The following is a 25,045-nucleotide window of genomic DNA, read 5'->3' on the forward strand; positions in this document are numbered from 1 at the left end:
TACATACAATGATAATTTAGCAATATTAATACTATTAAAAAAATTAATCATATGGACTCAAATTACATCATCAACAGGCTTAAATCGACACTTTATAAATATCCAACGGTTCAATTGCTGAAAATGCGAATGGGAAATCTCGATGATTTCAGCAGGAGTGAAGTGGTACGGAATTTAAAAACAGAATTCTACAAACATTGCAATACCGACATCCAGGAACCACTTTCTGAATTGCTGCAACGTTCGAGGTAAAAGGCTTTGAAATATTTTATATGCGTCCGGATTGTTTTATCGGGACGCATGTTTTTTTAGATCTGTTTAGAGGTTTCTATTCCAATCTGAAAGTGACATTGACAACCGACGCCAGCTTTATTTTTACAAACTCCACTTCATCAGCCTCAGAATCCTCTCCCTTGCTCTCTCTCGAAAGCAGTTCCTTTGAGGCCAGTTGCTTTCGCGCCATCATATTTCTGGAAGAATATTTGGCATCCGTCAGATCAGAAATAAGGATCGCATTTGATACTTTTTGGTTTAGAGGTTTTGCCAAGGCCAGCGCCTGTATTCTTGCTTTTGCTACTGCTTTGCTTTTCAGAAATAAGGCCATTTGATCGCTTTTCGAATATGCCGTACTTTCTAGTGAAACGTTTGAAATCTCTATATCTTCCAATGCCGCGATGACTTCCCCGGCCGATTGGGCAGAAGTTACCATTAATGTATATGATTTTGATTTCTGGATGTCTTGTGATTTCAGAAAGTATTTCCTGTAATTGCTCGACAGGTTATTTAAAAGGAGGTCTTTTTTGGTGTCGATTCCGATGGACTTTAGTTTTTCGTACATGTTTTTTTCCAGTTCCTCGACGGAAATTTTGCCTTTTGAATCTTTTTCTTTTACGATAATATTCAGAAAAATCCGATCGGGGCTAACCAAGGTATCGGCTCTGGCCAAAGTTTCGATGTAGGGCTGGTCAATGAAATTTTTAGACTGTGCCTGTAAATTGAAAGTGTATAAGGCAATCGTAAAAAACAGTGTTTGTTTTATCATACAGATGGTTTTGGTTTATATATTTTTTAGATTAGAAATACCAAGATTATGTTAAAACGCCACTTGTACATTTAAAGTACCTCACTCACTGAAATGTGCAAAAATATATGATTTTGAATAGTTTAAAATAAGCTGTAGTTTCGACACGTTTTAAAATCTACCAATTTTAAAATCCAAGTTCAATCAGAAAATCAATTTCAGATAATCATGGTTCAAAAATTACGTTACGTGTTTGCTCCTTTTGTTGTAGCGCTCTTTGGACTGCTTTCAGTGTGCTCGTTTGTTCACTGGTTTTTTGATATTTGGTTGCAGTGGTTTGGCTTTCCGGGTGTTTTCTATGAATTTGCGATGCCATTAGTTGGGACTGCAGTCATTGTGCTGTTTTGGCTGCGCCCAAAACTCATGCTGTTTCATTTCAGGACCAAAGGAGCAGAAAAGCGAAATCTTTATGCAATGCTCATGGGACTGGCTATTTTGCTGCCGCTTGTTTTAGGGCAAAAATACCTTTCATCAGCAACCGGCCAGTTGACAGCTCTAACCAGCATTCGTAATTTTTCGAAGCAAACACCTACAAAATACTATACGATCGACCGTTTTTATCTTGACAAAAACAGAATGGGCGGTTTTATCAATGTTTATCCGTCAGGGAAAAGCAACGAAATTTTCAACATCGACCTGTATATTGTTGAAAGCATCCGCGAGAATAAAGAAGATACCACAAGTACCTATAGCCCGGCATGGTTGGGTGCGAAATATCAAAAAACAATCAGCAACAGCTTACCCGATTTACAGAAAAAAGATTCAGTACAGGCATTTATGAAATATGGCGATGCCCAATTTAAAAAGAAAGATTTATACAAATCGACTTATTTTGAACGCAATACAAACGAGAACGACAATTTCTTTTTCCTGAAGGCAATCAATTACAATCCGCTTTACGATTCCGGCGGCACGATACTGTTTCCATCTGATGCCGCTTTTGGGCAAAGGACAGGGAATTTAATTTGGTGGTTTTTTGGATCTACTCTTGCAGGCCTGTTTTTGATTTTGTTTCTGATTAGCCTTCCAGCGGTTCATGAGCCTGGGCTTGACCGGATAAAAAACAGTCTTGCTGATCCCGCAGCTTCAAGAAACTGGCAAGGTTTTATCGATATATTCAGGTTTACCGACGGCTATTACGGAACGCCACTGCTGATCATCCTAAACCTTTTATTTTTTATACTGATGGTACTCGCAGGCCATGGGTTTATAAAATTTGATTCGGAAGGCTTGTTGCATTGGGGTGCTTTAAATACAGAAGATGTCGATAAGGGTGAATATTTTCGCCTGCTGATGTCGGTTTTTCTTCATGGTGGTTTTTTACACCTGCTCGGAAACATGGTTTCGCTTTACATCGTAGGATTGTTTATCGAGCCGCTGATCGGTATGGTGCGCTTCCTGATTATTTATGCCATTTGCGGAATCTGCGGCAGCATAATGAGCCTTTGGTGGCATTACAATACTTTTACCGTTGGCGCTTCTGGTGCGATATTCGGCCTTTACGGATTGTTCCTTGCCATGTTGCTGTTCAAAATGTACCCGCCAGATTTTGCTAAAACGTTTCTGATTACAACCGTGGCGTTCATTGGATACAATCTTGTCATGGGACTTGGCGGCGGCGTAGACAATGCGGCACATATAGGCGGACTTCTTGCCGGATTTTTATCGGGATTTATTATTTACTACATGCTAAAAAAAGAGCGTGAAGCAGATGAAATGTGGAATGATCCCGAGCCTGGAAATCAGGATGAAAATGGTTTTGAATTGTAATAGGTCGATATTTTAACTGTAATTTTTTGGCTGATGATCGAAATGTTTATCGGAATTCAGCCGCTCGAGCCTTCTTAAATATTCCGCAACATTTTTCATAAGCATATTTTCCTGCCAATGGTATGCGAAGCGCATCCAAAACGGAATGGAAAAGATGATCGTAATCAAATATAGGGATACCGGATCATGAAAATAATATTTTGCAAACAATACCAAAGCCAGAGCTGTTGCACATATAGATACCAAAGTCTTTAAAGTCATTTCCTGATGAGCCTGCAGTGTAATTGATGTATTGGCATCGTCAATTTTTTTTAAATGCCCGCGGATGTTCATGGAATGCACTACAAATCCGTTGATTTTTGTTGCTCCAAATAAATTGCGGCTCTCAAACATCAACTCGGATGGACTTATTTCCCTGGTTAGAAATTCCTTTCGGTTTTCCAGCAACGCCGATTTAATTTCTTCGGCAGCCAATTGAATGTTGAATGATCTGGTCATTTGAGACATATAACACCGGTTTTTATACGTAATTATTTTATTTGCAATTGATCGTGGCTGATTTGAAAATTTTCACCCATTTGTCCTGAAGATCACTTTTAACTTCAGCAGCCCTGATGGCCCAAAAACTTACATGCAATTCGGTTTTTCCCTGTACTGCAAACCAAACCTGTGATTCTGTTGGACTTTCAATTTTATAAAGATACCACGGACAGCCTGCTTTTTCATCCTGTTCGATCATTGTTTTTTTAGCGGTGGGTGCAATTTTTCTTACGCGCTCGTAAAGCTCCTCGATTTTGTCTTTCACCGGAATGTACATTGTGCTGCGGAAAGAATATGTGGTTCCGAGTTCTGTGAAATTGTCAAAAGTTTCGTTGCCTTTCAGCAATTCAACCATGGTTTGGGCATCGCTTTTTTTCTGGTCGGCGATATGCCATTTTTCAGCCTTTGGCCAGTTAATTTTTACGAATTCTGGCTTTGACTGTGCATAGCTGTTTGCAAACACCATCATTAGAATTGCAGCGATCGCGAATGGTTTTTTCATGTTTTTTGGTTTTTTATAATTGATTTGTATTGGTATCAGTCTGAACATTAAAAAGTGGCGCAAATACTATTTATAATGCTCATAAAACGTATTGTCAAAAAGTGCTCCCGGATCATATTGTAGCTTTAACTTAAAAAAAGCATCGGCTTGAGGATACGATCTTCTCATTTTCTCCCGGTCAATATGCAATCGGTACGGAAGGTAAAACGTTCCGTTATTTTTCAAAGCAGCATCGACAAGCGCATTGGTGAGCGATTTCATTTTAGCTTCCTGCTGTTTCGTCTTTTTCTGGTTGAAAAGCAGTACGAACCCGAAAACATCTTCTTTCGCATAATTCAGGTAACTGTCTTCATCTTTTTGAACACCGCGAATTGTAATGTTAAGCAAATCGATTCCCGAACCTCGCAATATAAGTTGTTTTGCCTTGCTGGTGTGCTTTCAGGTCGGATATAAACTGGGATGCATTTGCGGTATCTAAAATTATTAGTGCAGCATATTCTGCATCGGCAGACGTTTTGTAACTGTTGGCACCAAAATAATCCGTATGCCCGTCAGTGACATAAAGTTCATAAGAATTGACACCAAACACCTTGATTTCCTGGACATAAGAAGAAAAGTCGGCACCCGATTTTACTTTGCTGTGGGCTTGTTTGATTTGTTCTACTGTAAACATGGTTTCATTTTTTAAGGGTCATTTTTGCGAGTTCGGTTTCAAGCCTGTCGATGTTTTCTTCATTTTTATCTACTACAAACGGCTTTAATTTATTGCAGGCTTCAGCCGAATCGAAAAGCATTTTAAAAACCACTTTGGTGCGGTTTTCAACTACAGTTTCAAAAGTTACCAAAACCTGAAAAAGGGGTTGTGAATGGCGTTTCCATGCGATAAGGTTTGGCGCCTCAATTTTGATGAACTCGCATTCATTGGCATAATTTCCTTTATCAGGGCCGTGCATGATGAAGTTCCATTTTCCACCGGGACGAAAGTCGAATGTGTTGAATGTATTGGTGAAGCCTTTTGGTCCCCACCAGTTTTTTAAATGACCGGGATCGGACCAGGCATTAAATGCCAGATTTATGGGGAAATTGAGTTCCCTTGTAGTTACAATTTCAGAATCGGGCGTGGTTTCAATAATTTCTGATGCCATTGATTTCAGTTTAAATTTAATTTAACAATTGTGGTTTCAAATATAAATAATTATTGATACCAATGGGCATTCACCCGAAATGGCGAATTATCAGCAAGACCCTGCAAATGTCCGCTAAAAAGCCACGAATAATTTAATGTTTTGTTTTGCGCATCTTTTTAGGGAATTTTGTTTGCCGCCGGTAATGATATTTGCAGAATTTCTTATAATTTGCCACGCTTTTCAAATGTACTTTTTTTAAACCGCCAGAAATTTTGCCGGACCTTGTTATGACTGAAAATTACTTTACGAAATACGTGCACACCGCCATTGCATTATTGCTGTTGGTTCCGATAGCCGCATTTTCACAGGATAAAACTTTGGATTCGCTGGTGGCCATCATGAACTCGAAAGCGCCGGATACCATTATCCTGCAGACTTTTGAATACATGTATGACAATGCTTATATTCCGGAAGATCAAAAGAAAAATTATGAGGATAAAGTCAATGCCATCATCAGGAAAAACCTTTCAAAAGGCGGGTTGACAGAGCAACAGCGCGATTATTTCGAATCTTTCGATGCCATCAAATATGTCGATCAGTTTAGCATCTTGTTTGACAACGATCCGGGAAAAGCCGTGCTTTTTGCAGACAAGGCCATCGCCATTTACCGCAAGACCAAACGCCATTCGCAGCTCGCATCCATGCTGGTTACCAAAGGAATTTGCCACAACCGCTTCGACGACCAGAAAACGGCCATCAGTTGTTTCTATGAAGCGCTCCGCATTTCAGAAAAGCACAAAGATGCAGACGGAATCGTATATGCGTCCAATGCGATCGCATCGACTTATAATGAGCAGCTGAATTTTAAAGCAGCCATTCCGTACTATAAAAAAGGGATCGCTTTTTATGAATCCAAGAAAACACTCAGTCCGTCAAATCAGGTGCAATACAGCAGCCTCTGTTACAACCTGGGCAACGCTTACCAATATATTGACGAGCTCGGCCTGGCCTTAAAATACCTGACCAAAGGCTATGACATCAGTATCAAATCTGCTGATAAGCAAATCGCCGGCCCCATTTTAAGGCTGCTGGGCACCGTAAATTTCAAACTCAAAAAGTACGATGCTTCGCTGTCTTTTTATGAAAGATCGCTTGAACTCACGCAAAACGACTATATGAAAGCCTATACGCTGAGTTTCATGGCTGGCACTTATGTCGCTAAAAAGGAATTCGGCAAAGCCATCGTTGCGGCCGAGCAAGCCATAAAAGACGGTGCAAACGGGCCAAAATCGTTTACGATATTGACAAATGCTTATTTAAACCTTCATGAAGCCTACCGGCAATCGGGGCAATTTGAAAATGCACTGTCGGCTTACAAAAAAGGCATTGCTTACCAGGATTCGATCGGGCGGGAGCAGTCTAAAAAGGAGCTTCGCGACCAGAGCCAGCAATATGCATTCGAGAAAAAAGCACTGCTTTCGAAAATGGCGCAGGATCAGAAAATGCAGCAGGAAATCGGACGACGGGACCGCATAATTTACGGAAGTGTTTTCGTGGTGCTGGTCTTGCTTATCGGAATTTTATTCTTGTACTACCGCAACAAACAGCGCCACCTCATTCACACCGGCAAAAATAATGAACTCAAGCAAAAACTGTTGCTGACGCAGATGACACCGCATTTTATATTCAATTCGGTTACCAACATTCAGGGCCTGATTCAAAGCAAAAAAGATACGGAAGCCGTGCGTTACCTCGGCAAATTTTCAAAACTGACGCGGCAAATCCTCGAAAATTCGCGTGAAAATTTTGTGGTATTGAGTGAAGAATTGAGTATGCTTGAAAATTACCTTACGATTCAAAAACTGTTGCACAACGATAAATTTTCGTATGAAATCATTGTAGATGAATCAATTGATGCAGCGCGTTTGTTAGTGCCGCCAATGCTGACACAGCCTTTCATTGAAAATGCGATCAAACACGGACTCAAGAACAAATCGGATGGTGGCAGGATTTCAATCCGCTATTACTGGAAAGAAAACCGCCTTTATTTTGAAGTGACCGATAATGGCTCCGGGCTTCTGCAGCAAACTGCAAACGTCCATCAATCGTTGTCGACGCAGATTACGCAGGAAAGGCTTGACAGCATCGCCGATAAAAGCGGGATTGTCATCCATACCACAAATCAGATAAATTTAGAAAATGCCATTACAGGCGTAAAAACCCATTTCGAAATTCCGTACCAATTAAACTCCTAACTTATGCTCAGAGCGATTGTCATTGATGATATGGATAATGTAAGGCAGGCCACAGTTGCCGCGATCAGGGAATATTGTCCCGGCGTGCGCATTATTGCTGAAGCCGATAGTGTCGCCAGCGGCATCGAGGCGGTCAAACGGTTTATTCCCGACCTGGTTTTCCTGGATGTGGAAATGGACGACGGTACCGGATTTGACCTGCTTCAGCAATTGCGCCCGATTAATTTCAAAGTCATATTTGTAACCGGCTACCAGGAATTTGCAATGAAAGCTTTCCGGTTCAGCGCGGTGGATTTCCTGATGAAACCGATTGATCCTGACGAACTCATAGAAGCGGTGGACAAAGCCGAAAAAACGCTAAGCAAGGAATTGCTCGAACTGCAGTTTAGTGCGCTTTTCTCCAATATCGAGCGCCCCGCCGGATTAAAGAAAATTATTTTGCGTACCGCTGAAAAAGTATATTCGGTGAATGTGCAAGATATAATGCGTTGCGAATCGCAGAAAAATTATACCACTTTTTATTTATTAAACGGACAGCGCCTGTTGGTATCCACCAATTTAAAGGAATATGAAATACTGCTCGAACCAATGGGCTTTTTTCGGTCGCACCAGTCGCATCTCATCAACATGATGTATTTTGACCATTATGTCAAAAGCGATTCAGGGATGATTGTCATGAAAGACAAAGCGCAGGTCCCTTTGGCAACCAGGAAAAAGGAAGAATTTGTGGCATTGTTAAACGCATTGTAAACCTAATTTTTCAAATCGCACGATTTCTGCCGCGAATTTGTGGCAGAAATGCGCGCTTGTTCATTTGATTTTTTTAGAACATTTAAAAAGATATTTTTGCGCTGTTTAAAAACCCTAAAATTTCAAGCCTTTAATTTATCTGATTTTATGAAAAAATACCTTTTACTCTTTTTTGCTTTGTTTTCGCAACTGCTTTTGCATGCAGCCGGAAACGATGAATGTGCAAATGCAACTACGATAATTCCGGGATTTTCCTGCGATTACACCATAGGAACGTTTAGCGGAATGAGCATGAATGGTGCAACACCTTCCTGCGCCACCGAATCGCTTCAGGATGTTTGGTACAAATTCACCGCAACCGATGCCACGATGAGCATTTCCCTGAACGCCGTCCCAGGTTTGAATCATGGTTTTGAAATCATCCAAGGCGGATGCAACGGAACCATTTTAGCTTGTGTGAGTACGTATATCACAGGTTATGGTGAAAATTATTTCAATAACAATTTTGTTCCCGGCCAGGAATATTATGTCCGCGTATTTAATGCTACAGCGCAATTGAGTGCCAGCAATTTCGCAATCTGTGTCCAGAAATATACGAGTCCGGAAAATGATACGTGTGCCAATGCAACTCCATTGACACCAGGATATGACTGCAGTTACACTTACGGAACTTTTAGCGGTGCGATGATGAACGGTGCAATACCGTCTTGCGGATCAGAAGCGTTACAGGATGTTTGGTATAAATTTACGGCAACCGATGCCACCATGAGCATTTCACTTTCTTCCCAAAACGGTTTGAATCATGGCTTTGAAATTATCCAGGGCGGATGCAACGGAACCGTTTTAAAGTGCGTGAATACCTACATTGCAGGCAATGGTGAATTTTACATCAACAACAATTTCATTGTGGGTCAGGAATATTATGTACGCGTATTTAATGCTACGGCGCAGTTAAGCACACTCAATTTCGGGATTTGCATCCAAAGATATCCAAGTCCGGGAAATGATACCTGTACCAATGCAACGCCATTGACACCTGGATACGACTGTAATTATACTTACGGAACGTTTAGCGGTGCGATGATGAACGGCACAACACCGTCTTGCGGATCAGAAGCGTTACAGGATGTTTGGTACAAGTTCACCGCAACCGATGCGACCATGAGTATTGCACTTTCTTCCAATGCCGGATTGAATCCGGGTTTTGAAATCATCCAGGGCGGGTGCAATGGAACGGTATTCCAATGCGTGAATACCTACATTGTAGGCTATAGCGAATTTTACATCAACAACAATTTCGTTGTGGGCCAGGAATATCATGTCCGCGTATTTAATGACATTGCACAGTTGAGCACCCTTAATTTCGGGATTTGCGTCCAACGATATCCAAGTCCGGTAAATGATACCTGTACCAATGCAACGCCATTGACACCTGGATACGACTGTAATTATACTTACGGAACGTTTAGCGGTGCGATGATGAACGGCGGAACACCTTCTTGCGGAAACGCGGCTATACAGGACATCTGGTATAAGTTTACAGCAACCGATGCCACTATGAGCATTGCACTTTCTTCCCAAACAGGTTTAAATCATGGATTTGAAATTATCCAGGGCGGATGCAATGGTACCGTTTTACAGTGTGTAAATACCTATATTGTAGGGAATAGTGAATTTTACATCAACAACAATTTCGTTGCCGGGCAGGAATATTATGTCCGCGTTTTTAATGACATTGCACAATTGAGCCTGCTTAATTTTGGGATTTGCATCCAAAGATATCCAAGTCCGCCAAATGATATTTGTGCCAATGCTACAGAATTAACTCCTGGAAATACCTGCAACTACACTTACGGAACTTTTAGCGGAGCAATGATGAACGGCGCTACGCCATCCTGCGGAACAGCAGCCGTACAGGACATATGGTATAAATTCACGGCAACCGATTCGACTATGGGCATTACGCTTTCGTCCAATGCCGGACTGAACCAGGGTTTTGAAATTATCCAGGGCGGATGCAACGCAGCGGTTTTGCAGTGTGTCAATACGTATATTATCGGTATCGGTGAAAATTACACCAATAACAATTTTGTCACCGGCCAGGAATACTACATCCGCATCTTTAATGACATTCCGCGCTTAAGCACGCTCAATTTTGGTATTTGCTTAACTGGGCCTGCGCCAACTTTGTGTACACCTTCGGTTGCAATCACTGCTTCAAAGTCTAACATTTGTAATGGCGAAACCGTTGTATTTAATGCAATATCAAACAATGGTGGTAACGCTCCGTCGTACCAATGGAAAGTAAACGGAAATAATGTTGGGACAAACAGCGCGACATTTACCACGAATACACTTACAAATAACAGTGTGGTTTCCTGCGTATTGACCAGCAATGCAGCTTGCGCTTCACCTTTAACAGCGACGAGCAATTCGATTGTCATTACTACCATGGCTCCGGTTGTTCCTGTATTTTCACAAATTGCCCCGATTTGCCCCGGAGATCCACTTTTATTGCCAGGAACTTCAGCGAATGGCGTTAGCGGAATGTGGACACCGGCCGCCAATAACATAGCGACCACGTTGTACACCTTCATTCCATCTTCTGCACAATGTGCTGAAAATACAACGATGACAATAGTCGTAAAATCGGTAAATACAGCAACGACAACACAGGGCAATACGATTACGGCATCGGCAGCAGGAGCAACTTATCAATGGGTCAATTGCAGCAGCGCCCAACCGATAAGCGGCGCCACAAATGCAACTTATACTGCCACCCAAGACGGTTCGTATGCCGTAATGGTCACTCAAAACGGCTGTACTGCAACTTCTGCATGCGTGACAATCGCTACGCTTGGAACGGATACATTTTCAAATAATAAATGGAACATGTATCCAAATCCGGCAACACACCAATTGTTCATCAATCTTAACGAAGCGACCGAGATTGCTATTATCGACATGACCGGAAAAATCATCCACCATCAAATTTTAAAAGCCGGGAAGAATGCGGTTGATATCAGTTTGCTGACTTCAGGAATGTACATCATAAAATCTGCTTCAGGCGTGAATGCAAAATTTATAAAGAAGTAAAGCATCCGTTTGGGCAATCAAAAATCAGATTAAAAAAAAAAACCGGAAGACATCATTCCGGTTTTTTTTGTGGATTTTTAAAATGACTATCAGAACTTTACCATTGTTTATTTAAACCATCAAGCTTAGTGATATATTTTAAAGAAATGATCTTAATTCTTAACGATTTTCCGCGTATAAGTGGCATCGTTATTTATAATCTTCAAAATATACATTCCTGATTGGATGTGATGCAAATCAATCGCCGGATTTTCAGATAAATTGCTTTTTCCCTGGTAAACGAGGCGTCCGTTTACATCTGAAACGACGACTTCCGAAGTTCCTGACAAGCCATTCGACAGCACATTGAAAATTCCGCCAGACGGATTTGGATGCAATATGATTTCATTCGTCTTCTCTTCATGAATCCCTAAATTCGTAACCGTAAAAACAGCAGTACTTGCCACAATGCCACAGCCTACTTCGACACTAAAGTTTCCAGTTGTGGCAGCGGCGGGAACCGTAACGGTAAGGCTGGTTTCAGAAGCCGCAGTTACAATCGCCTCAAGTCCGTTGATCTTTACAAAATTGTTTGAAGGCGTGGTGTTGAAATTGATTCCCGTGATTGTGACAGTCGTGCCTGTATTTCCACTGGTTGGGCTGAACGAATGGATGTAAGGTTCGGTTTTGACCAATGAAGACGCTACGAATCCCGGCAGTCCGAGGCTCGATGTCTTTCCGGCAAGATTTACGGCATCGGCTACATAATCGCAGGCTGTCCCGATAACGTTTGGCTGGTTAATCACGCCAAGGAACGAACTGTTTTCACGTGCCAGGTAAATCTTATTGTCTGGGCCTAATTGCAGCGCACCGAGCGCCTGGATGTTTGCGGCAAGCGCGACGCGGGAATTTGCAATGAGTTCTGGTGTTTCTAAGGTAATGTCAAATTGAAATACCCTGTTTTCACCACGGTGATCGGCTAAATAAATCAGGTTGCTGTTCGGGCTGAATTCGATTCCGTAGCTTCCAAAACCGCCAATACTCGGAAAAGTAATAATTTTCTGGTTGCTAACAATTCCTGTCGCGGCATCAAAATCATACAAGTGAAAATTCTGGTCGAAATTGGCTGTCGCAATCTTCGTTCCGTCAGGTGAAATTTTCATGTAGCCGAAATATCCGGATGCTACAGGAAATGCAGAAACGACCGGCGTTTCGGTAATGCCCTGACTGGTGATTTTATAGGTATTGAAACGGCTCTGGCTGTTTCCGTAAGTAATCAGCCAGATGTCGGTTTGGTTGGCTGCGAGTAGTCCGGCGACTTTTTCAGAGCCTTCATTGGTCAGCAATATATTCTTGGCGTCAGCGACAACCGCTCCGTTTCCGTTATCCAAAGCCATATCCACAATACTGTAATAATATGAATTTGGTGTAATCACAAAATACCGGTTTGGATTTCCCGGAAACGGCACGACAAACGCCGCCTGTGTGTTGCTGCTGTTCGACAACAGGCCGTCGCCGTTTTGCATGGTCTGGTGGTTGCGGTTGTAAATCGTGATGCCATTGGTGTAAAATAACAAATTTCCATTTGCGTCACTCATTGTCGCAACGCCTTCAAACTGGCTCATTGAACTGTTGGTAAGCGCGACCGGGCCATTGCTTTCAAAAACGACTGCGGCCTGGTTGCCAAAATACCAATATTTCGAATTGTTATTTGATAATGCGTTGCAGCTGGTCGCGGCAAATACCGTAAAAATGCTGGAACTCGTGGCCTGGCCAATTCCGGAAGAAACTTTGATCGCACCTGTAGCTGCGCCTTCGGGAACTACAACAGTTAACACATTTTCTGTAGCTGCAGTGATTGTAGCCGGAATGCCATTAAAGGTGACGCTGTTATCCGAAAGTGTCGTACTGAAGTTGCTTCCGTTGATCGTAACGGTGGTGCCTGACAAGCCAGAAGTAGGGGAAAAGGAGGTGATTTCCGGTGGCAATAAAGTACAATACGAGCTTTTATCCGCATGCAGGCGGCTGTACAGCGGAGCAGCAGCAATAAGAGCCAACAGGCTGCAAATAAAATGGAAGGTAATTTTTTTCATGAGAAATGAATTTAGTGGATACAATTTTTAGATTGTTTTGCGAATGGTTTTCATCCGATGCTACTTTGCTAAATTCTTAACAATCAAAATTTTAAACATCCGTGAATTCCACTTTTGTAAAATATAGGGGAAAACCCTGAATAAATATGGTTGAAGTGGAAGCCTATAATTTGTTGGTACCGGCCGTTAATTTTAAATGCGAAGAAAATTATTTGCCTATATTTACCCTTACCGATAATTTAAAGTTTATTTATGCATCTTTCTTTCAAATCATTTCTGGTTTTACCGATCCTTTTCGCTTCAATATCCGCGACAGCGCAGCAAAAATTTACACCGGAATGGAGTAAAGGTGTCGTTTGGTATCAAATTTTTCCCGAACGCTTTAACAATGGCGATAAGACAAACGACCCAAAAGCTGCTGACCAGGACGGCGCTTATCCTTTTGATATTACTTCTGCATTCCAAATCCATCCATGGACAAGTGATTGGTACCAATTGCAGCCTTATGAGCAGCAGAACGGCAAAGACCTTTATTATAACATTCAGCGCCGCCGCTATGGTGGTGACTTGCAGGGTATTATTGACAAACTCGATTACATCAAATCCCTTGGTGTGGATGCCATTTACCTGACACCAATTTTCTGGTCGCCGTCTTCGCACAAATATGACGCACTGTGTTACCACCACGTAGATCCTACTTTTGGGCCAGATCCTGCAGGCGATGTTGCGCTGATGAAGACAGAAAATCCGCTTGACGCAAAAACCTGGGTATGGACAAAAGCTGATTTGCTGGCTTTGAAGCTGATCAAGGAAGTGCATTCCCGCAACATGCGCATCATCTTTGACGGCGTATTCAACCACATGGGTATGAAAAGCTTTGCGTTCCAGGATATTGAAAAGAACCAGCAGGCTTCACCGTATGCCGACTGGTTTTCGATAGACAGCTGGAACGATCCCGCAAAGGGAACTACCTTTCAATACAAAGGCTGGTTTGGTGTAAAAACGCTGCCGGAATTTAAAGAAAACGAGAATGGCATCGTGGCCGGGCCAAAACAATACATCTTCAATGCGACAAAACGCTGGATGAATCCGATGGACAAAGGCATCAAAGACGGTATTGATGGCTGGCGTCTTGATGTGGCTTATGATGTGGGCCATCCGTTCTGGAAAGACTGGCGCAAGTGGGTTCGCGGCATCAACCCGACGGCTTACATGACTGCGGAATTGGTTTATCCGATAGAAAAAACAAGGCCATATTTAGAAGGCGACGAATTTGATGCGACGATGAATTACAATTTTGCTTTCATCATGCATGATTTCTTCATCCAGGAAAAATCGGCTTCGACCGTAACGCAATTTGATGCGCGGCTTAAAGAACTGCGTGATGCTTTTGGAAATGATGTGGCGCTGAACATGCAAAACCTGATGAACAGCCATGATGCCACGCGTTTGGCTAGTGCAGTTGCAAATCCTGATGGGAAAAAATTTGGCGATTGGGGCGATTATTTTAACTGGAGTCAGAAAAGCAACAACAAATCGTATAACGCAAGAAAACCGAATGCGGAACAAATCCAGAAACAAAAATTAATCGCGGCTTTTCAAATGTTGTATCTGGGTTCGCCGATGATTTTTTATGGAGACGAAGCCGGAATCTGGGGCGCGAACGATCCCGATTGCCGCAAGCCGATGGTCTGGGAAGACAGGAAGTATGATGCGGAAACGTTCAATCCGGATCAAAGCAAACACGATCCTGATGCTGTGGCATTTAACAAGGATTTGTTTCATTGGTATCAAAAATTTATGATGCTGCGCAAAAAGTACAAATCGATCCAGCTTGGCAATTATACGACAATTGAAAAAGACGATGCGAAGAAATTTTATGCTTTTAGCCGCAGACTGAATGATGAAGAAGTTTTGGTATTTATCAACAGATCGGATAAACCGGTTCGTTTTACGAATGCACTTCTTGGCAAAAATAAATTTAAGGATGTGTTTACTAAAAAGCAGGTGAAGGAAGTTTTGGTACAGCCGATGGATTTGGTCGTGCTGGGGAATAATTAATACTTTAAAATAAAAAAGCCGGTAAATCAGATGACTTACCGGCTTTTTATTTAATGTTGTAAAATCCTTCGCGAAAAAACGTTCAATGCTTGAGAATTAAACGTTTCATTGGCATTCATTGCCCTATGTTTATACTTTCCCGTTGTATTTTGGGTCAAAATCTACCATCCATTCGATGCCGTATTTGTCTCTGAACATCGCAAAATAAGAACCCCAAGGGCTGTCGCCAATAGGCATTTCAACAGTTCCACCAGCCGAAAGTCCGTTAAACAATTGATCGGCTTCTTCGCGGCTTTCTGCGCTGATTGATATCTTGGATCGGTTTTCATTTTCGTCTACATGACCCATACTTTCGGGAACATCATTGCCCATCAATACGTTTTTTCCAATGGGTAAAGCGATGTGCATGATTTTGTTGGCCTCTTTTTCAGGTATCGGATATTCGCTCGATGATAAATCTTTAAAGCGCATGATGGTTGCGAAGTCTCCGCCAAAGACCGATTTGTAAAAATTAAATGCTTCTTCAGCATTTCCGTTAAAATTGATGTGCGGATTGATAAGTGCCATGGTTTTTGTTTTTTTAGTTGTTTATAATTTTGCAATCGTATTGTTCATTAATCAAAAGTATCGAATAATTTAAGGACCGCAGGGGATAAAAGCGTAAAAAAAGCGGCCGATTGCGACAGAAAGCACGATGACTCTTTGATTTTTTAAGTAAAATATAACGACGCAAATTTAGTTTTATGTTGGATTTGCCTGAGAGTAGTTTGCAGTGTTTGCTTGTCGAATACCTTTTGTAGAACGCAAAAATGCGGATGACCACACCCGCATTTTATAAAATGTAAAAATTAATTTACGATACTTTTTTAGGTTTGTCAACCACCGCACAGTTGTCTAATTTTCCGCTGTTGTCCATACAATTGCCTTCTACCATACGGATTTTCGTTCCGTCGGGAAGGATGCATTTGCCGTTTCTTTTGACTTTGGTGCCATTAGCAAGTATCACTGGCTTTTTGATTGGAGTGAGCTGTCCGTTTTTTAGCTGCATCATTTTGCCTTCGGTCATCATGCAGCAGTCTTTGATGACCGAAACGTTGAGTTTCGAAGATTGCGCGTGTGCAGTTCCGGAAAGCAAAAATAAGCCAAGGCAAAGGCTTGTGAATAATAGTTTGTAAGTGTTAAAGGTTTTCATCTGATATTGGTTTAGGATTATCAGACGAAATTACGAAGTTAGGATGCCATTGCTTTTCCATAAGGAAATTAAAACTTTACAGAATTTCGGTATTTCCCGTTCCGATAATAAATTTAATCTCTCAATCCTTTCCCGTGTTTTTTCCAGTACTTTTTTCCATACGCGCAAAAGACTTCTTCACCGGCTTTGATTTTTCGTATGGCAATGAGGCAAACGTTGTTTTCGTCGTCGAGGGCGATTTTTGCATTGTTTTTAAATTCGGCGCTAGATAAGCCCGCAGCATCATTTGCATATTTGGCGAAGCAATCGGTATGCATCGAATCCATGATGTGGCCGTTCGGCATGATGATAAAGTATTGGTCCTGATTGTTTGCCGATATTTTTAAAGCCTGCTGGTCGCTTAGCATTTTGCCATTGAATATCGAAATCCTTTCGTCCTTAAAAATATCGATTGCTGCATACAGGCCGTTGCCAGCGTTGGGCAATTGCGAGGTTTTGATGTACAGGTAATCAGATTCTGGAGCGTCAATCTGATGGTAGGAAACGGTTTTCATGCATTATAGGGGTTGTAGAATCTTTGAAAATTCAAATGAAGCGTGATCGGAAATGGGAGCTGCAATTAACCACTTTATCGTTAATAGTACAAGTTTTCGGGAATATTTAGTAATCCGATTTAATAGGGTAAGGATTAATTTTAGTAAACTAAATCTTATACTATGGGCTATTTTCACATATCAATCCAAAAAGAACTCGAAACCAGGGAATATAAATTGTTGTATGGTTTGTATATCAATTCCATCTGGCTGCTGGTGGTTTTTAAAGAAGACGGGACGACACTAAAAGAAATTTCCTGTTCCACACTCGAAGAATGCTGGACAGAGGTGGCAGAATTCCTGACTTCCATAGGCGATGTCATCCAAATAAAAGGCGATCCGTGTGAAACTTTGTATACGCAATATTTGGAGGATAAAATCCATACCATAAAAAACAAACATTAAAGCACTTTTGCAACGTTTCCGAAATCTTGCTTTTGCTGTCGCTTTGCAATGACGCGTTTTTATATGGACTTTTAAGGCCGTTAACTGCAGTCAATTTAAAACATATTGTAAAAGTCTTCGCGGCTTTTTTCAAAATCTTTTATGTCAGATTCAGTCATGTCTAAAGCCAAAGCAGCATAATGAAGATATTGATTTGGATCTGTTTTTTTAAAGTATTTAATTGCGATTTCAAAAGTATATGGATGATCAATGTCTTTCAAATCAAAAGTTGAATAGCGCTTTTTGGATTTTGGATTGTGCATATATGATCTTGTATATTGATCATAATAGTAATCTGTAATTTGCACACACATCCCTGTTAAAAAGGCTTTGGGAATTTTGTCGCCAGTAATATTACTATAATAGGTACTAATGATTTTGAAAAATTGTTCTTTTGAATCCATCGTTGGCATTTTAGTCATGCGTTGCGGCTTACTTGTGGCTATGTATCAGTTAGAATCATCAGAAACAGGAATTTCGTTGTTCATTTCTTGTTTTTCAGCATACATGACTTCATTTATTTTATCAATGTAGATTTTTTTAACGATGACCGTTCCTGCTATAAAATCGTGAATGGCCCTTTTCCTGTCGTTGGTTAACAATACAATAAATTCACTATAAGTCCAGATGTTTGTCATCCAGGTATAAATCAAGAATGTAGTAGGAGCCAATGACATTAAATATTGTGATCGCTTCAACCAGCCCAAGCTTGTGTAAACAGTTTCGTCGGCTTTTGAAATGCAGATAATCGTTACGATGATGCTGCCAATGGTCAAAATGAACATCACTAAATGTCGTAAGATGGCTTCTTTCCATCCCAATGATTTTCCATTTATTTTTATAATATTTATGCCCATAATTAGCTTTCCAGGCGTTCCGCCATATTTTTTCGGAAGATAAATATTATACCAAATCCCGATTAGTAAATTTGGAATGATCGTATAAAAAAACATATTTATCGACAGGCCATTGATATACAATACAAAAAAGATAAATGGCAACATAATGAGGCCGTCTAAGAGAAGCGATGCAAATCTTGATAAGAATCCGGCATAAATATTATCATTAATTCCTTCAAGCCTGATTGGCGTTTCTTTTTGGTTCATGTTATTGTCTTAAATTAAGTGGCTTTCCGTTAATCTTATTTTGTGGTCAATATGGAGAAATTTTATCACAAATAGCATAAATTGTTTGAAGTTTTTTTTCTTTCCTGATTTCTTCCCATATCGTTGGTTGATGTCTACTTTTTGTATGGGTAAAACAAAATGTCGTCCCGAATTCCCTTGCTAAAGTATTGGTTATAATACCTGCCACTTTCAAATTTTCAAAAAACAGACTTGTTTCTTTCAGTCACCATTCCGGTTTTTAAACTCTTTGATCCTGATCAGGTTGGTGTGTTTTTTATCAAAATCAAACCAATTCAGATAATCGGCATTAAATGAAATGGCGGAGATGCTTTTATTTTTTGTATAATAATTGATATATAATATTTTCTACGCACAACGGTAGTTGCTTTTTAATTCCTAAATGAGAAAATTTTCCCAAAAAACGGCACGCAAATTTGAGTCTTAAAAACTATCGCGTAAGTTTATTCTAAAAGCTGGTTAAAATTTTCAACCAAAGCTTGTTTGAGATTATAATGCTTACAAACGGATAAAAACTTATAACATGAACTACAATGTGCAAATTAATGCAATAGAATCTTTAGATGAAATCGCGAATTATTGGACCGAAAACGATTACCGCCAACTTTTAGAGTTGTTTGATTTCCCGGATTCGAAAAGCATCAAAACAGAAAATTTGCTGGAAATGCTACAGATGGCGATCACCGATTTTGAGCCTGCCGCAGCCGCCAGGGTATTGCTTCAGTACAAACTTTCAGAGCATTTAAATGAAGGGCAAATGGACCAAATGGCACACGATATGTTGCTGGATAAAATTTCAGAAGAATATCCAGACACTTCGCTGCATTACGCTCTATACAACATCAACCAATTGCTGTTCAAAGCGTTTAATGGCACGTTCCTGAATACCAAGGCGACGCTGCTTGATTTTACAATTGACAACAATAGCGAAACACCGATAACCAAAGCAGGACTTTTGAGGTTGCTTCATCACGGTATGTCACCCAATAATTTGGTGGTCCGTATGTTTGAAGAGCAACTCACCAAAAATGTCGATTTCCCCGACGCCGAAAGTATTGTCTGGGAACTGAAAACCGCAGACTACAGCAATTACCAGCTGATTACGTCAGAATATTGGTTGTCCCGGGAAGATGTAGTGCGCGGGGAATTTGAAGGGAGCATTGAAGCTGCTGGGTGATTAGTTTATGGCTAAAGTGGTTTAGGAAATTTAGTGGCTTTGCGGATGGGAGTATTTTTAAATTTAATGTGATTAAAAAATGCGGCTGATTGCAGTCGCATTTTTTTGTATGCGGATTTCCAATCGGGGCTTATAAAAAATATTTTGCCACGGATTTTAGATCTGCGCTATTTGATTGCCTTATATAATTCTTATTTCAGAATAACACCACACCGTAATTTCTTTAACCAAATCAACAATCTTATCATTGCTAAATTGGGTTCTAAATTCAATTTTAACTTTGCCTTCAAAAAATTTCTCGGCATGTTTAATTTTGAATCTTTGTTCATCTCTGAGACCGTCTTTGCTATTAACATCTTTGGTCTCCACAATAAAATGGAACTTCTGTCTACAAAATCACTTTCAGTAAAACATGCAAAATAATTAAGGTAAAATTGTTCGCCTTTTATACGGTTGCCATATTCATTTACAGGCAAACGCAAGCCTCGGCCTATTTCCTGTAATTTTGAAATTTCGCTTCCGCTACTGCGTAGTTTACAAATCTGAAAAACATTTGGATTTTGCCAGCCTTCACGCAAAGTCCATTTTGAAAAAACAAACTGTCTTGGATTTTCTAAGTCCAACATAGCTTGTTTGTCATGCAGGATCATTGATTTCTTTTTCAATGGCTTCGTCCTTTGTCTTTTGAGAAATATCCGGCATGGGTCGCAGAAAGGTCGACTAAAGTTTTCCGAGATATGATTTGTAAAAGACATCTTTTTCTGTTTTCAGCAACTCTTTTACTTCTGCTTCAACGTATTGCTCTACAGTTTTTCGAACGTAACCATCTTTATTTCGATATTCTTCAATGTTATCGACAAAAAGTGTCAGCGGTTTGATTTTCACATCCCTTGTCAGCAAAGATTTTTCAATTTCAAAATGGTGCTTGATTGCTTTTTGAATCATCGTTTCCTGCAACTTTTTCGGTATAAGAATACGGATTGTAAATGTCTTTCCTTCATAAACGGTCGCATTGCTCCTCGTAGATCCTTTTGGGGAGCCTTCACAAAAGCCAAAACCGCTGTGCAGTTTTTACTTTTTTATTTCGCAAAAATTAAGAATATAAACTTTCGACGTTTTGCGGAAATAAAAAAAGCAGAAACTTTAGTTTCTGCTTTTGTGGGCGATGAGGGTTTCGAACCTAATCGCTAATGCCGCGTAATATATAGCATTCTATAAGTTTAAATTTTCAGTTCCTCGATATTGCGTCGAAGTCGAGCAATTATCATCAAGTCTTACAGCGTAAATTTACGGCTTATTATGGTATTAACCAAATAAATATCAGGGAACTACACTAAAAAATGAATAGGTTATTGAAGTAGTTGCCGATTCGGGAGACGCTTTATTCTCCGCCCTTCGCATATATCTGAACTACCCAAAAATCGTCTTTTCAACCTGTTCAATATTTAATCCTGTGTGATTGCAGAATTCTTCTATCGTAACAAACTTAACGGCTTTATTTAAGGCGTTCGCGATCTCATGCAATACTCTAAGACTTTGGCGGTAGCTTTGACCTGTAACGAGCTCTACGTCGTTTGTGGTGATGCAGATCCGCCTTCCCATAGTTTTCATACTCTAACCATACCTTTGACTAGGCTTTGAGTAATCTCAAAGTGCTAGTATCTATTTCTAAGAACTGTTTAAAAATAATAAAATTTCTAATTGCTTCGACAAGGGCAAATTACGGGCTTTTATCGGCTCATTTTCGTGACAATTTTGTCGATTGATGACAATTTTGTCGGTTTGGTATTTCCTGTATAGGTTGTGCTTTTTTATGTGGTGGATTAATATAAGTTTTGTTTCAGAATCAGTCGAAATTATGTTGCAACGATAATCGAAATGAGGAGTGAAAATGAAAGTGAGTATTAATCGTAAAATGTAGAAATTATGGCTAGACAGACTGGCATAATCAAGCTGAAGGGAACCATTGGTGGTATGACCTTCTACAAAACTTCCGCAGACGGGCACTTGGTGCGTGAGAAAGGCGGAATTGAGAAAAGCAGGATTGAGAGTGATCCTGCGTTTCAGAGAACCCGTGAAAATGGTTCGGAATTCGGGCGAGCCGGGAAAGCCGGTAAAATGCTGAGGACGGCGCTTCGTGCGCTGCTTATTAATTCTGCCGATGGCAGAATGGTGAGCAGGCTGACGCAGAAAATGGTGAAAGTTATCCAGGCTGACCTAGTGAACGAGAGAGGACTTAGAAATGTGATTGACGGCGAAGCCGAATTGCTTTTAGGCTTTGAGTTCAACATCAGGGGAAAATTGGGAACTACAATGTATGCGCCCTACGTCGCGGCCATTGACCGCGTAAGCGGTGAAATTACCGTTGACATTGCGCCGTTTGTTCCGGCAAACATGGTTGTTGCGCCATCGGGCACTACGCATTACAAAATTATCTCTGGCGGAGCCGAGATCGATTTTGAAAATGAGGTTTTCACGGTGGACACATCGGAAACGGCAATCTTGCCTTGGGATGCGACACCGACTGTTGCCGTGAGCCAAACCAATCAGGTTACGGCTGCGAGTACCAAGCCGCTATTTTTAGCGCTTGGGATTGAATTCTACCAAGAAGTTAACGGTGCAATGTACCCATTGAAAAATGGTGCGTTTAACCCACTGGCTTTGGTAAAAGTTAGCGGATTGTAAAATGGTGCTTATCCTGAAAAGGACTTATTTCCCGGAAGGAACAAATGGAAAACTCGAATGCGAAGGCAAGCTGATCTGTAACACAATCGAGCTGCCGTGGAAAAATAACGAGAGAAGGGTTTCCTGCGTTCCTGAAGGGAAATATTTTTTATCCAAAAGGTATAGCAAAAAGCATAAATGGCATATCGAAGTTAGAAATGTCTTTGGTAGAAGCGGCATTTTATTTCATCCGGCCAACAATGCCATGAAGGAACTGAATGGCTGCATTGCACCGGTGACAAAGATTTCGGGAGCCGGTTTAGGGCTTATGTCACGAAAGGCTTGTACAACTTTTAAAACTTTAGTTTACAAAGCTTTAGACAAAAACGAGAAAGTAGTTTTAATTATCCAATCTTAAATTGATCATCATGAATGTCATCAATAGAGCGCAAGCTCCAACTCCAAAATTTTTCAAAGTCCTCAGAACCATCGGGATTATAATGCTCGCCGTAAGCGGCAGCATATTAACGGCGCCCGTAACTCTTCCTGCTGCGATAATCAGCGTAGCTGGTTACGTCGCTGTCGCCGGAGGCGTTTTATCGGCTGTAAGCCAAGTTACTGTCGAAGACATTAGCAAAGCTTCACAAGAAATTGAAAATAAGGCGCGCGATGGAAACTAATATTTCCCTCAAAACAGGAACCGCAGCGGGAACATTGTTAAGCATTTTGCCTAATCTTCATTCTGAAGACATTGCCAAAACAATTATATTAGCGGTACTTGGAGCAGTTGTAAGTTTTACTGCGAGTTTGCTCTTAAAAACGCTTACAAAAATTAGAAAGAAATAATCCGGTTTTGATTGGTAACCTTTTCCGGATTAAATTAGAAAGCCTGTTTCATACGAAGCAGGCTTTTTAATTTGTGAATTCTGATTTGCAGTTTGGTTGGAGACGTTGTTTTAATAGCGCCGCAAATCATGAGTCATTTGTTTTCCAATTATTTTACCATTTTCGTCACGAACGTAAAACGCTTTATAACCAATTTCTATTAATTTCTTAATATAATTTCTGAATTCAATAACTCCTATTTTCCCATGGCGACCATCATACGTTGCTGGCGTTAAATTGTAGGAAGAAGTCTTTCTAAATATTACGAGGTTACCTTTAGTAAGACGAGTTAGATATCGATACTGTTTCGGTCTTTCATTATAACCATCGTCATATTTTTCATAATAATTTTCAATATAATCATATTTCATATATTGCTGTGGCTCAAGTTCTATTAACTCTTCTGCTCCGTCGTAAGACGAATAAATATGGTCAACGGAATCTAATTCTAAATAAAAATAATTCCATTCGAAATCTTCATTAAAGGAGCAAAATGATAGTTTTTTAGGTTTTACCAAATAGGTCGTTCCACAATCTAATTCAATAAAACCTCTTTCTGTGGATATTTTCGCACCTTCTAAGTCCAGGCCACCACCGTTGTCAAAAAACATATGATTAAGCGCTTTTATTCCGCCAACTATATTTAAAATATTGCAAATTGATCGGAGGTCTGTCCATTCTGCATATTCAGGAATATTTGAAGGAAACAATTTAAATTGTACAGTTTTCCAATCCAGATCATTTCTTTTGTAAAAATTTTCTTGAGTTTCTTTCCATTCGTTCAAGACTTCAAAAAATTCGACAATAGAAGGGCGAAGTTCAGGATTATTCTCAGTTGATTTTACTAATAATTCCTCAAGAATGTTTAAGTAAATATCGGGTACGTAATTAGCTAGCCCGATTGAACCTGTCGCAGAATATTGTCCTTCAAAACCTTTTTCAATGCCAGTTAACAGTATCCACATAGTTTTAGAAAGACTATATACATCTGCTAAAATTCCATTTGATTTTTCAGGATTGTTTCGCATTTCTGGGGCAATTGTCCATCTAGGCCCTAACGCACTTCCTATAATAGTTAAGTCACCTTGTTTGTCTGGGTAATCAACTAAACCAAAGTCTCCGATAATATAAATTTCATGAAAAAATAAGTTTTGCGGTTTGATATCGCGGTGGGAAACGCCTCTAGCATGTAACTCAATAAGTATTTTTGAAATTTCAAGTACAGCTTCAATCTTCACAATAGAGGGCTTGTCGGACAAATACTCGTGCAAAGGTTTTGTTTTTGGCATTATATACCAAAGGGTTTCAGAGTCATTCGACGATTGATCGAAGATCTTCATTACTCCATTTATATCTTGGTTTTCCTTGATAATTTTAACTTCATCTAAAAATCTTGTTCTTGAAGTTTCGTGTGTTTTCTTAAGAAGTTTGATGACTTCTTGTTTGCCACTATTTAAATTTTCGGCTACCCAAACGGAACTATTTCCACCAGATGCAATATTTCTAATTAACTTCCAATCTCCGAAAGTTTCTTCAGAGGAAAATGTTTTCTTTGCCATAGATTCGATAGAATTCTCCGCAACGCTCGGCCACTAGTCGTGGTTGAGAAGGATCGGGATGAGTTCAGTATGTCGAAGATAAACTTTCTTATTGAAATTGCAATTTCCACTACCAAAATTTCGGCGATTACT

The 25,045-nt window shown here is 40.3% G+C and carries 27 protein-coding genes; 12 read left to right on the forward strand and 15 right to left on the reverse strand.

The window, feature by feature from the left end; genetic code table 11:
• Positions 1–51: 51 nt before the first annotated feature.
• On the forward strand, positions 52–252 hold the full coding sequence (locus BLS32_RS12330) for a hypothetical protein (RefSeq protein WP_091396278.1): 201 nt from the start codon (positions 52–54) through the stop codon (positions 250–252).
• Between the two features lie 76 nt (positions 253–328).
• Here BLS32_RS12330 and BLS32_RS12335 read toward each other — a convergent pair whose 3' ends face one another.
• Positions 329–1,042, reverse strand: coding sequence for an SIMPL domain-containing protein (locus tag BLS32_RS12335; RefSeq protein WP_091396281.1), 714 nt, complete (start codon positions 1,040–1,042; stop codon positions 329–331).
• Between the two features lie 207 nt (positions 1,043–1,249).
• Between BLS32_RS12335 and BLS32_RS12340 the strand changes: the two genes are divergently transcribed.
• Entirely contained in the window at positions 1,250–2,851 is a 1,602-nt protein-coding gene (locus BLS32_RS12340) for a rhomboid family intramembrane serine protease (RefSeq protein ID WP_091396283.1), read from the forward strand.
• Between the two features lie 12 nt (positions 2,852–2,863).
• Here the strand turns inward: BLS32_RS12340 and BLS32_RS12345 are convergent, their stop codons facing one another.
• From BLS32_RS12345 to BLS32_RS12365, 5 genes are all read right to left on the reverse strand, one after another.
• A complete protein-coding gene (locus BLS32_RS12345) occupies positions 2,864–3,358 on the reverse strand; it encodes a hypothetical protein (RefSeq protein ID WP_091396286.1) in 495 nt (164 codons plus the stop codon).
• Positions 3,359–3,386: 28 nt separating this feature from the next.
• Positions 3,387–3,893, reverse strand: coding sequence for a hypothetical protein (locus BLS32_RS12350; RefSeq protein WP_139171771.1), 507 nt, complete (start codon positions 3,891–3,893; stop codon positions 3,387–3,389).
• Positions 3,894–3,959: 66 nt separating this feature from the next.
• Positions 3,960–4,280 (reverse strand): hypothetical protein, encoded by a 321-nt coding sequence (locus BLS32_RS12355; RefSeq protein ID WP_091396292.1) that lies wholly within the window; start codon positions 4,278–4,280, stop codon positions 3,960–3,962.
• Entirely contained in the window at positions 4,273–4,566 is a 294-nt protein-coding gene (locus BLS32_RS12360; RefSeq protein WP_091396294.1) for a DUF1398 family protein, read from the reverse strand. The genes BLS32_RS12355 and BLS32_RS12360 overlap by 8 nt, the downstream gene beginning before the upstream one ends.
• Before the next feature lie 4 nt (positions 4,567–4,570).
• A complete protein-coding gene (locus tag BLS32_RS12365) occupies positions 4,571–5,038 on the reverse strand; it encodes an SRPBCC family protein (RefSeq protein ID WP_091396297.1) in 468 nt (155 codons plus the stop codon).
• A 269-nt stretch (positions 5,039–5,307) separates the two neighbouring features.
• On the opposite strand from BLS32_RS12365, the gene BLS32_RS12370 reads away from it, so the two are divergent.
• From BLS32_RS12370 to BLS32_RS12380, 3 genes are all read left to right on the forward strand, one after another.
• Entirely contained in the window at positions 5,308–7,275 is a 1,968-nt protein-coding gene (locus BLS32_RS12370) for a tetratricopeptide repeat-containing sensor histidine kinase (RefSeq protein WP_091396300.1), read from the forward strand.
• Positions 7,276–7,278: 3 nt separating this feature from the next.
• Entirely contained in the window at positions 7,279–8,025 is a 747-nt protein-coding gene (locus BLS32_RS12375) for a LytR/AlgR family response regulator transcription factor (protein WP_091396302.1), read from the forward strand.
• A gap of 147 nt (positions 8,026–8,172) precedes the next feature.
• The gene (locus tag BLS32_RS12380; RefSeq protein WP_170227586.1) at positions 8,173–11,121 is read left to right on the forward strand and encodes a T9SS type A sorting domain-containing protein; all 2,949 of its coding nucleotides are present in this window, start codon (positions 8,173–8,175) and stop codon (positions 11,119–11,121) included.
• Positions 11,122–11,273: 152 nt separating this feature from the next.
• On the opposite strand, the gene BLS32_RS12385 is transcribed toward BLS32_RS12380, so the two are convergent.
• Entirely contained in the window at positions 11,274–13,193 is a 1,920-nt protein-coding gene (locus BLS32_RS12385) for an IPT/TIG domain-containing protein (RefSeq protein ID WP_091396307.1), read from the reverse strand.
• Positions 13,194–13,445: 252 nt separating this feature from the next.
• On the opposite strand from BLS32_RS12385, the gene BLS32_RS12390 reads away from it, so the two are divergent.
• Positions 13,446–15,254 carry a glycoside hydrolase family 13 protein gene (locus BLS32_RS12390; protein WP_091396310.1) on the forward strand — a complete coding sequence of 603 codons (1,809 nt, stop codon included), beginning with the start codon at positions 13,446–13,448 and terminating at the stop codon, positions 15,252–15,254.
• A gap of 129 nt (positions 15,255–15,383) precedes the next feature.
• Here the strand turns inward: BLS32_RS12390 and BLS32_RS12395 are convergent, their stop codons facing one another.
• From BLS32_RS12395 to BLS32_RS12405, 3 genes are all read right to left on the reverse strand, one after another.
• A complete protein-coding gene (locus tag BLS32_RS12395; protein ID WP_091396311.1) occupies positions 15,384–15,821 on the reverse strand; it encodes a VOC family protein in 438 nt (145 codons plus the stop codon).
• Positions 15,822–16,107: 286 nt separating this feature from the next.
• The gene (locus BLS32_RS12400) at positions 16,108–16,446 is read right to left on the reverse strand and encodes a DUF6799 domain-containing protein (protein ID WP_091396313.1); all 339 of its coding nucleotides are present in this window, start codon (positions 16,444–16,446) and stop codon (positions 16,108–16,110) included.
• Positions 16,447–16,559: 113 nt separating this feature from the next.
• Entirely contained in the window at positions 16,560–17,000 is a 441-nt protein-coding gene (locus tag BLS32_RS12405; RefSeq protein WP_091396315.1) for an SET domain-containing protein-lysine N-methyltransferase, read from the reverse strand.
• A gap of 162 nt (positions 17,001–17,162) precedes the next feature.
• Between BLS32_RS12405 and BLS32_RS12410 the strand changes: the two genes are divergently transcribed.
• Positions 17,163–17,444: a hypothetical protein gene (locus BLS32_RS12410; RefSeq protein WP_091396317.1), complete on the forward strand. Its 282-nt coding sequence runs from the start codon at positions 17,163–17,165 to the stop codon at positions 17,442–17,444.
• Positions 17,445–17,539: 95 nt separating this feature from the next.
• Here BLS32_RS12410 and BLS32_RS12415 read toward each other — a convergent pair whose 3' ends face one another.
• Together BLS32_RS12415 and BLS32_RS12420 are read right to left on the reverse strand one after the other, a co-directional pair.
• The gene (locus BLS32_RS12415) at positions 17,540–17,887 is read right to left on the reverse strand and encodes a hypothetical protein (protein WP_139171773.1); all 348 of its coding nucleotides are present in this window, start codon (positions 17,885–17,887) and stop codon (positions 17,540–17,542) included.
• Positions 17,888–17,932: 45 nt separating this feature from the next.
• Positions 17,933–18,589 (reverse strand): RDD family protein, encoded by a 657-nt coding sequence (locus BLS32_RS12420; RefSeq protein ID WP_091396321.1) that lies wholly within the window; start codon positions 18,587–18,589, stop codon positions 17,933–17,935.
• 562 nt (positions 18,590–19,151) lie between these two features.
• On the opposite strand from BLS32_RS12420, the gene BLS32_RS12425 reads away from it, so the two are divergent.
• The gene (locus tag BLS32_RS12425; protein ID WP_091396322.1) at positions 19,152–19,805 is read left to right on the forward strand and encodes a hypothetical protein; all 654 of its coding nucleotides are present in this window, start codon (positions 19,152–19,154) and stop codon (positions 19,803–19,805) included.
• 180 nt (positions 19,806–19,985) lie between these two features.
• On the opposite strand, the gene BLS32_RS18870 is transcribed toward BLS32_RS12425, so the two are convergent.
• Both BLS32_RS18870 and BLS32_RS12435 read right to left on the reverse strand, forming a co-directional pair.
• On the reverse strand, positions 19,986–20,174 hold the full coding sequence (locus BLS32_RS18870) for a restriction endonuclease (RefSeq protein WP_371860035.1): 189 nt from the start codon (positions 20,172–20,174) through the stop codon (positions 19,986–19,988).
• Between the two features lie 351 nt (positions 20,175–20,525).
• On the reverse strand, positions 20,526–20,750 hold the full coding sequence (locus tag BLS32_RS12435; RefSeq protein WP_091396324.1) for a hypothetical protein: 225 nt from the start codon (positions 20,748–20,750) through the stop codon (positions 20,526–20,528).
• A 981-nt stretch (positions 20,751–21,731) separates the two neighbouring features.
• Here BLS32_RS12435 and BLS32_RS12450 point away from each other — a divergent pair.
• From BLS32_RS12450 to BLS32_RS18525, 4 genes are read left to right on the forward strand one after another with little or no spacing between them, the layout of a single operon-like run.
• A complete protein-coding gene (locus BLS32_RS12450) occupies positions 21,732–22,490 on the forward strand; it encodes a hypothetical protein (RefSeq protein ID WP_091396330.1) in 759 nt (252 codons plus the stop codon).
• A gap of 1 nt (position 22,491) precedes the next feature.
• A complete protein-coding gene (locus tag BLS32_RS12455) occupies positions 22,492–22,887 on the forward strand; it encodes a DUF5675 family protein (RefSeq protein ID WP_091396332.1) in 396 nt (131 codons plus the stop codon).
• 10 nt (positions 22,888–22,897) lie between these two features.
• On the forward strand, positions 22,898–23,149 hold the full coding sequence (locus BLS32_RS12460) for a hypothetical protein (RefSeq protein ID WP_091396334.1): 252 nt from the start codon (positions 22,898–22,900) through the stop codon (positions 23,147–23,149).
• The gene (locus BLS32_RS18525; protein ID WP_091396336.1) at positions 23,139–23,315 is read left to right on the forward strand and encodes a hypothetical protein; all 177 of its coding nucleotides are present in this window, start codon (positions 23,139–23,141) and stop codon (positions 23,313–23,315) included. The genes BLS32_RS12460 and BLS32_RS18525 overlap by 11 nt, the downstream gene beginning before the upstream one ends.
• Before the next feature lie 110 nt (positions 23,316–23,425).
• On the opposite strand, the gene BLS32_RS12470 is transcribed toward BLS32_RS18525, so the two are convergent.
• Positions 23,426–24,913 (reverse strand): protein kinase domain-containing protein, encoded by a 1,488-nt coding sequence (locus tag BLS32_RS12470; protein ID WP_091396338.1) that lies wholly within the window; start codon positions 24,911–24,913, stop codon positions 23,426–23,428.
• Between the last annotated feature and the right edge of the window lie 132 nt (positions 24,914–25,045).

It is taken from the genome of Flavobacterium noncentrifugens, from assembly GCF_900100375.1.
Lineage (GTDB): Bacteria > Bacteroidota > Bacteroidia > Flavobacteriales > Flavobacteriaceae > Flavobacterium > Flavobacterium noncentrifugens.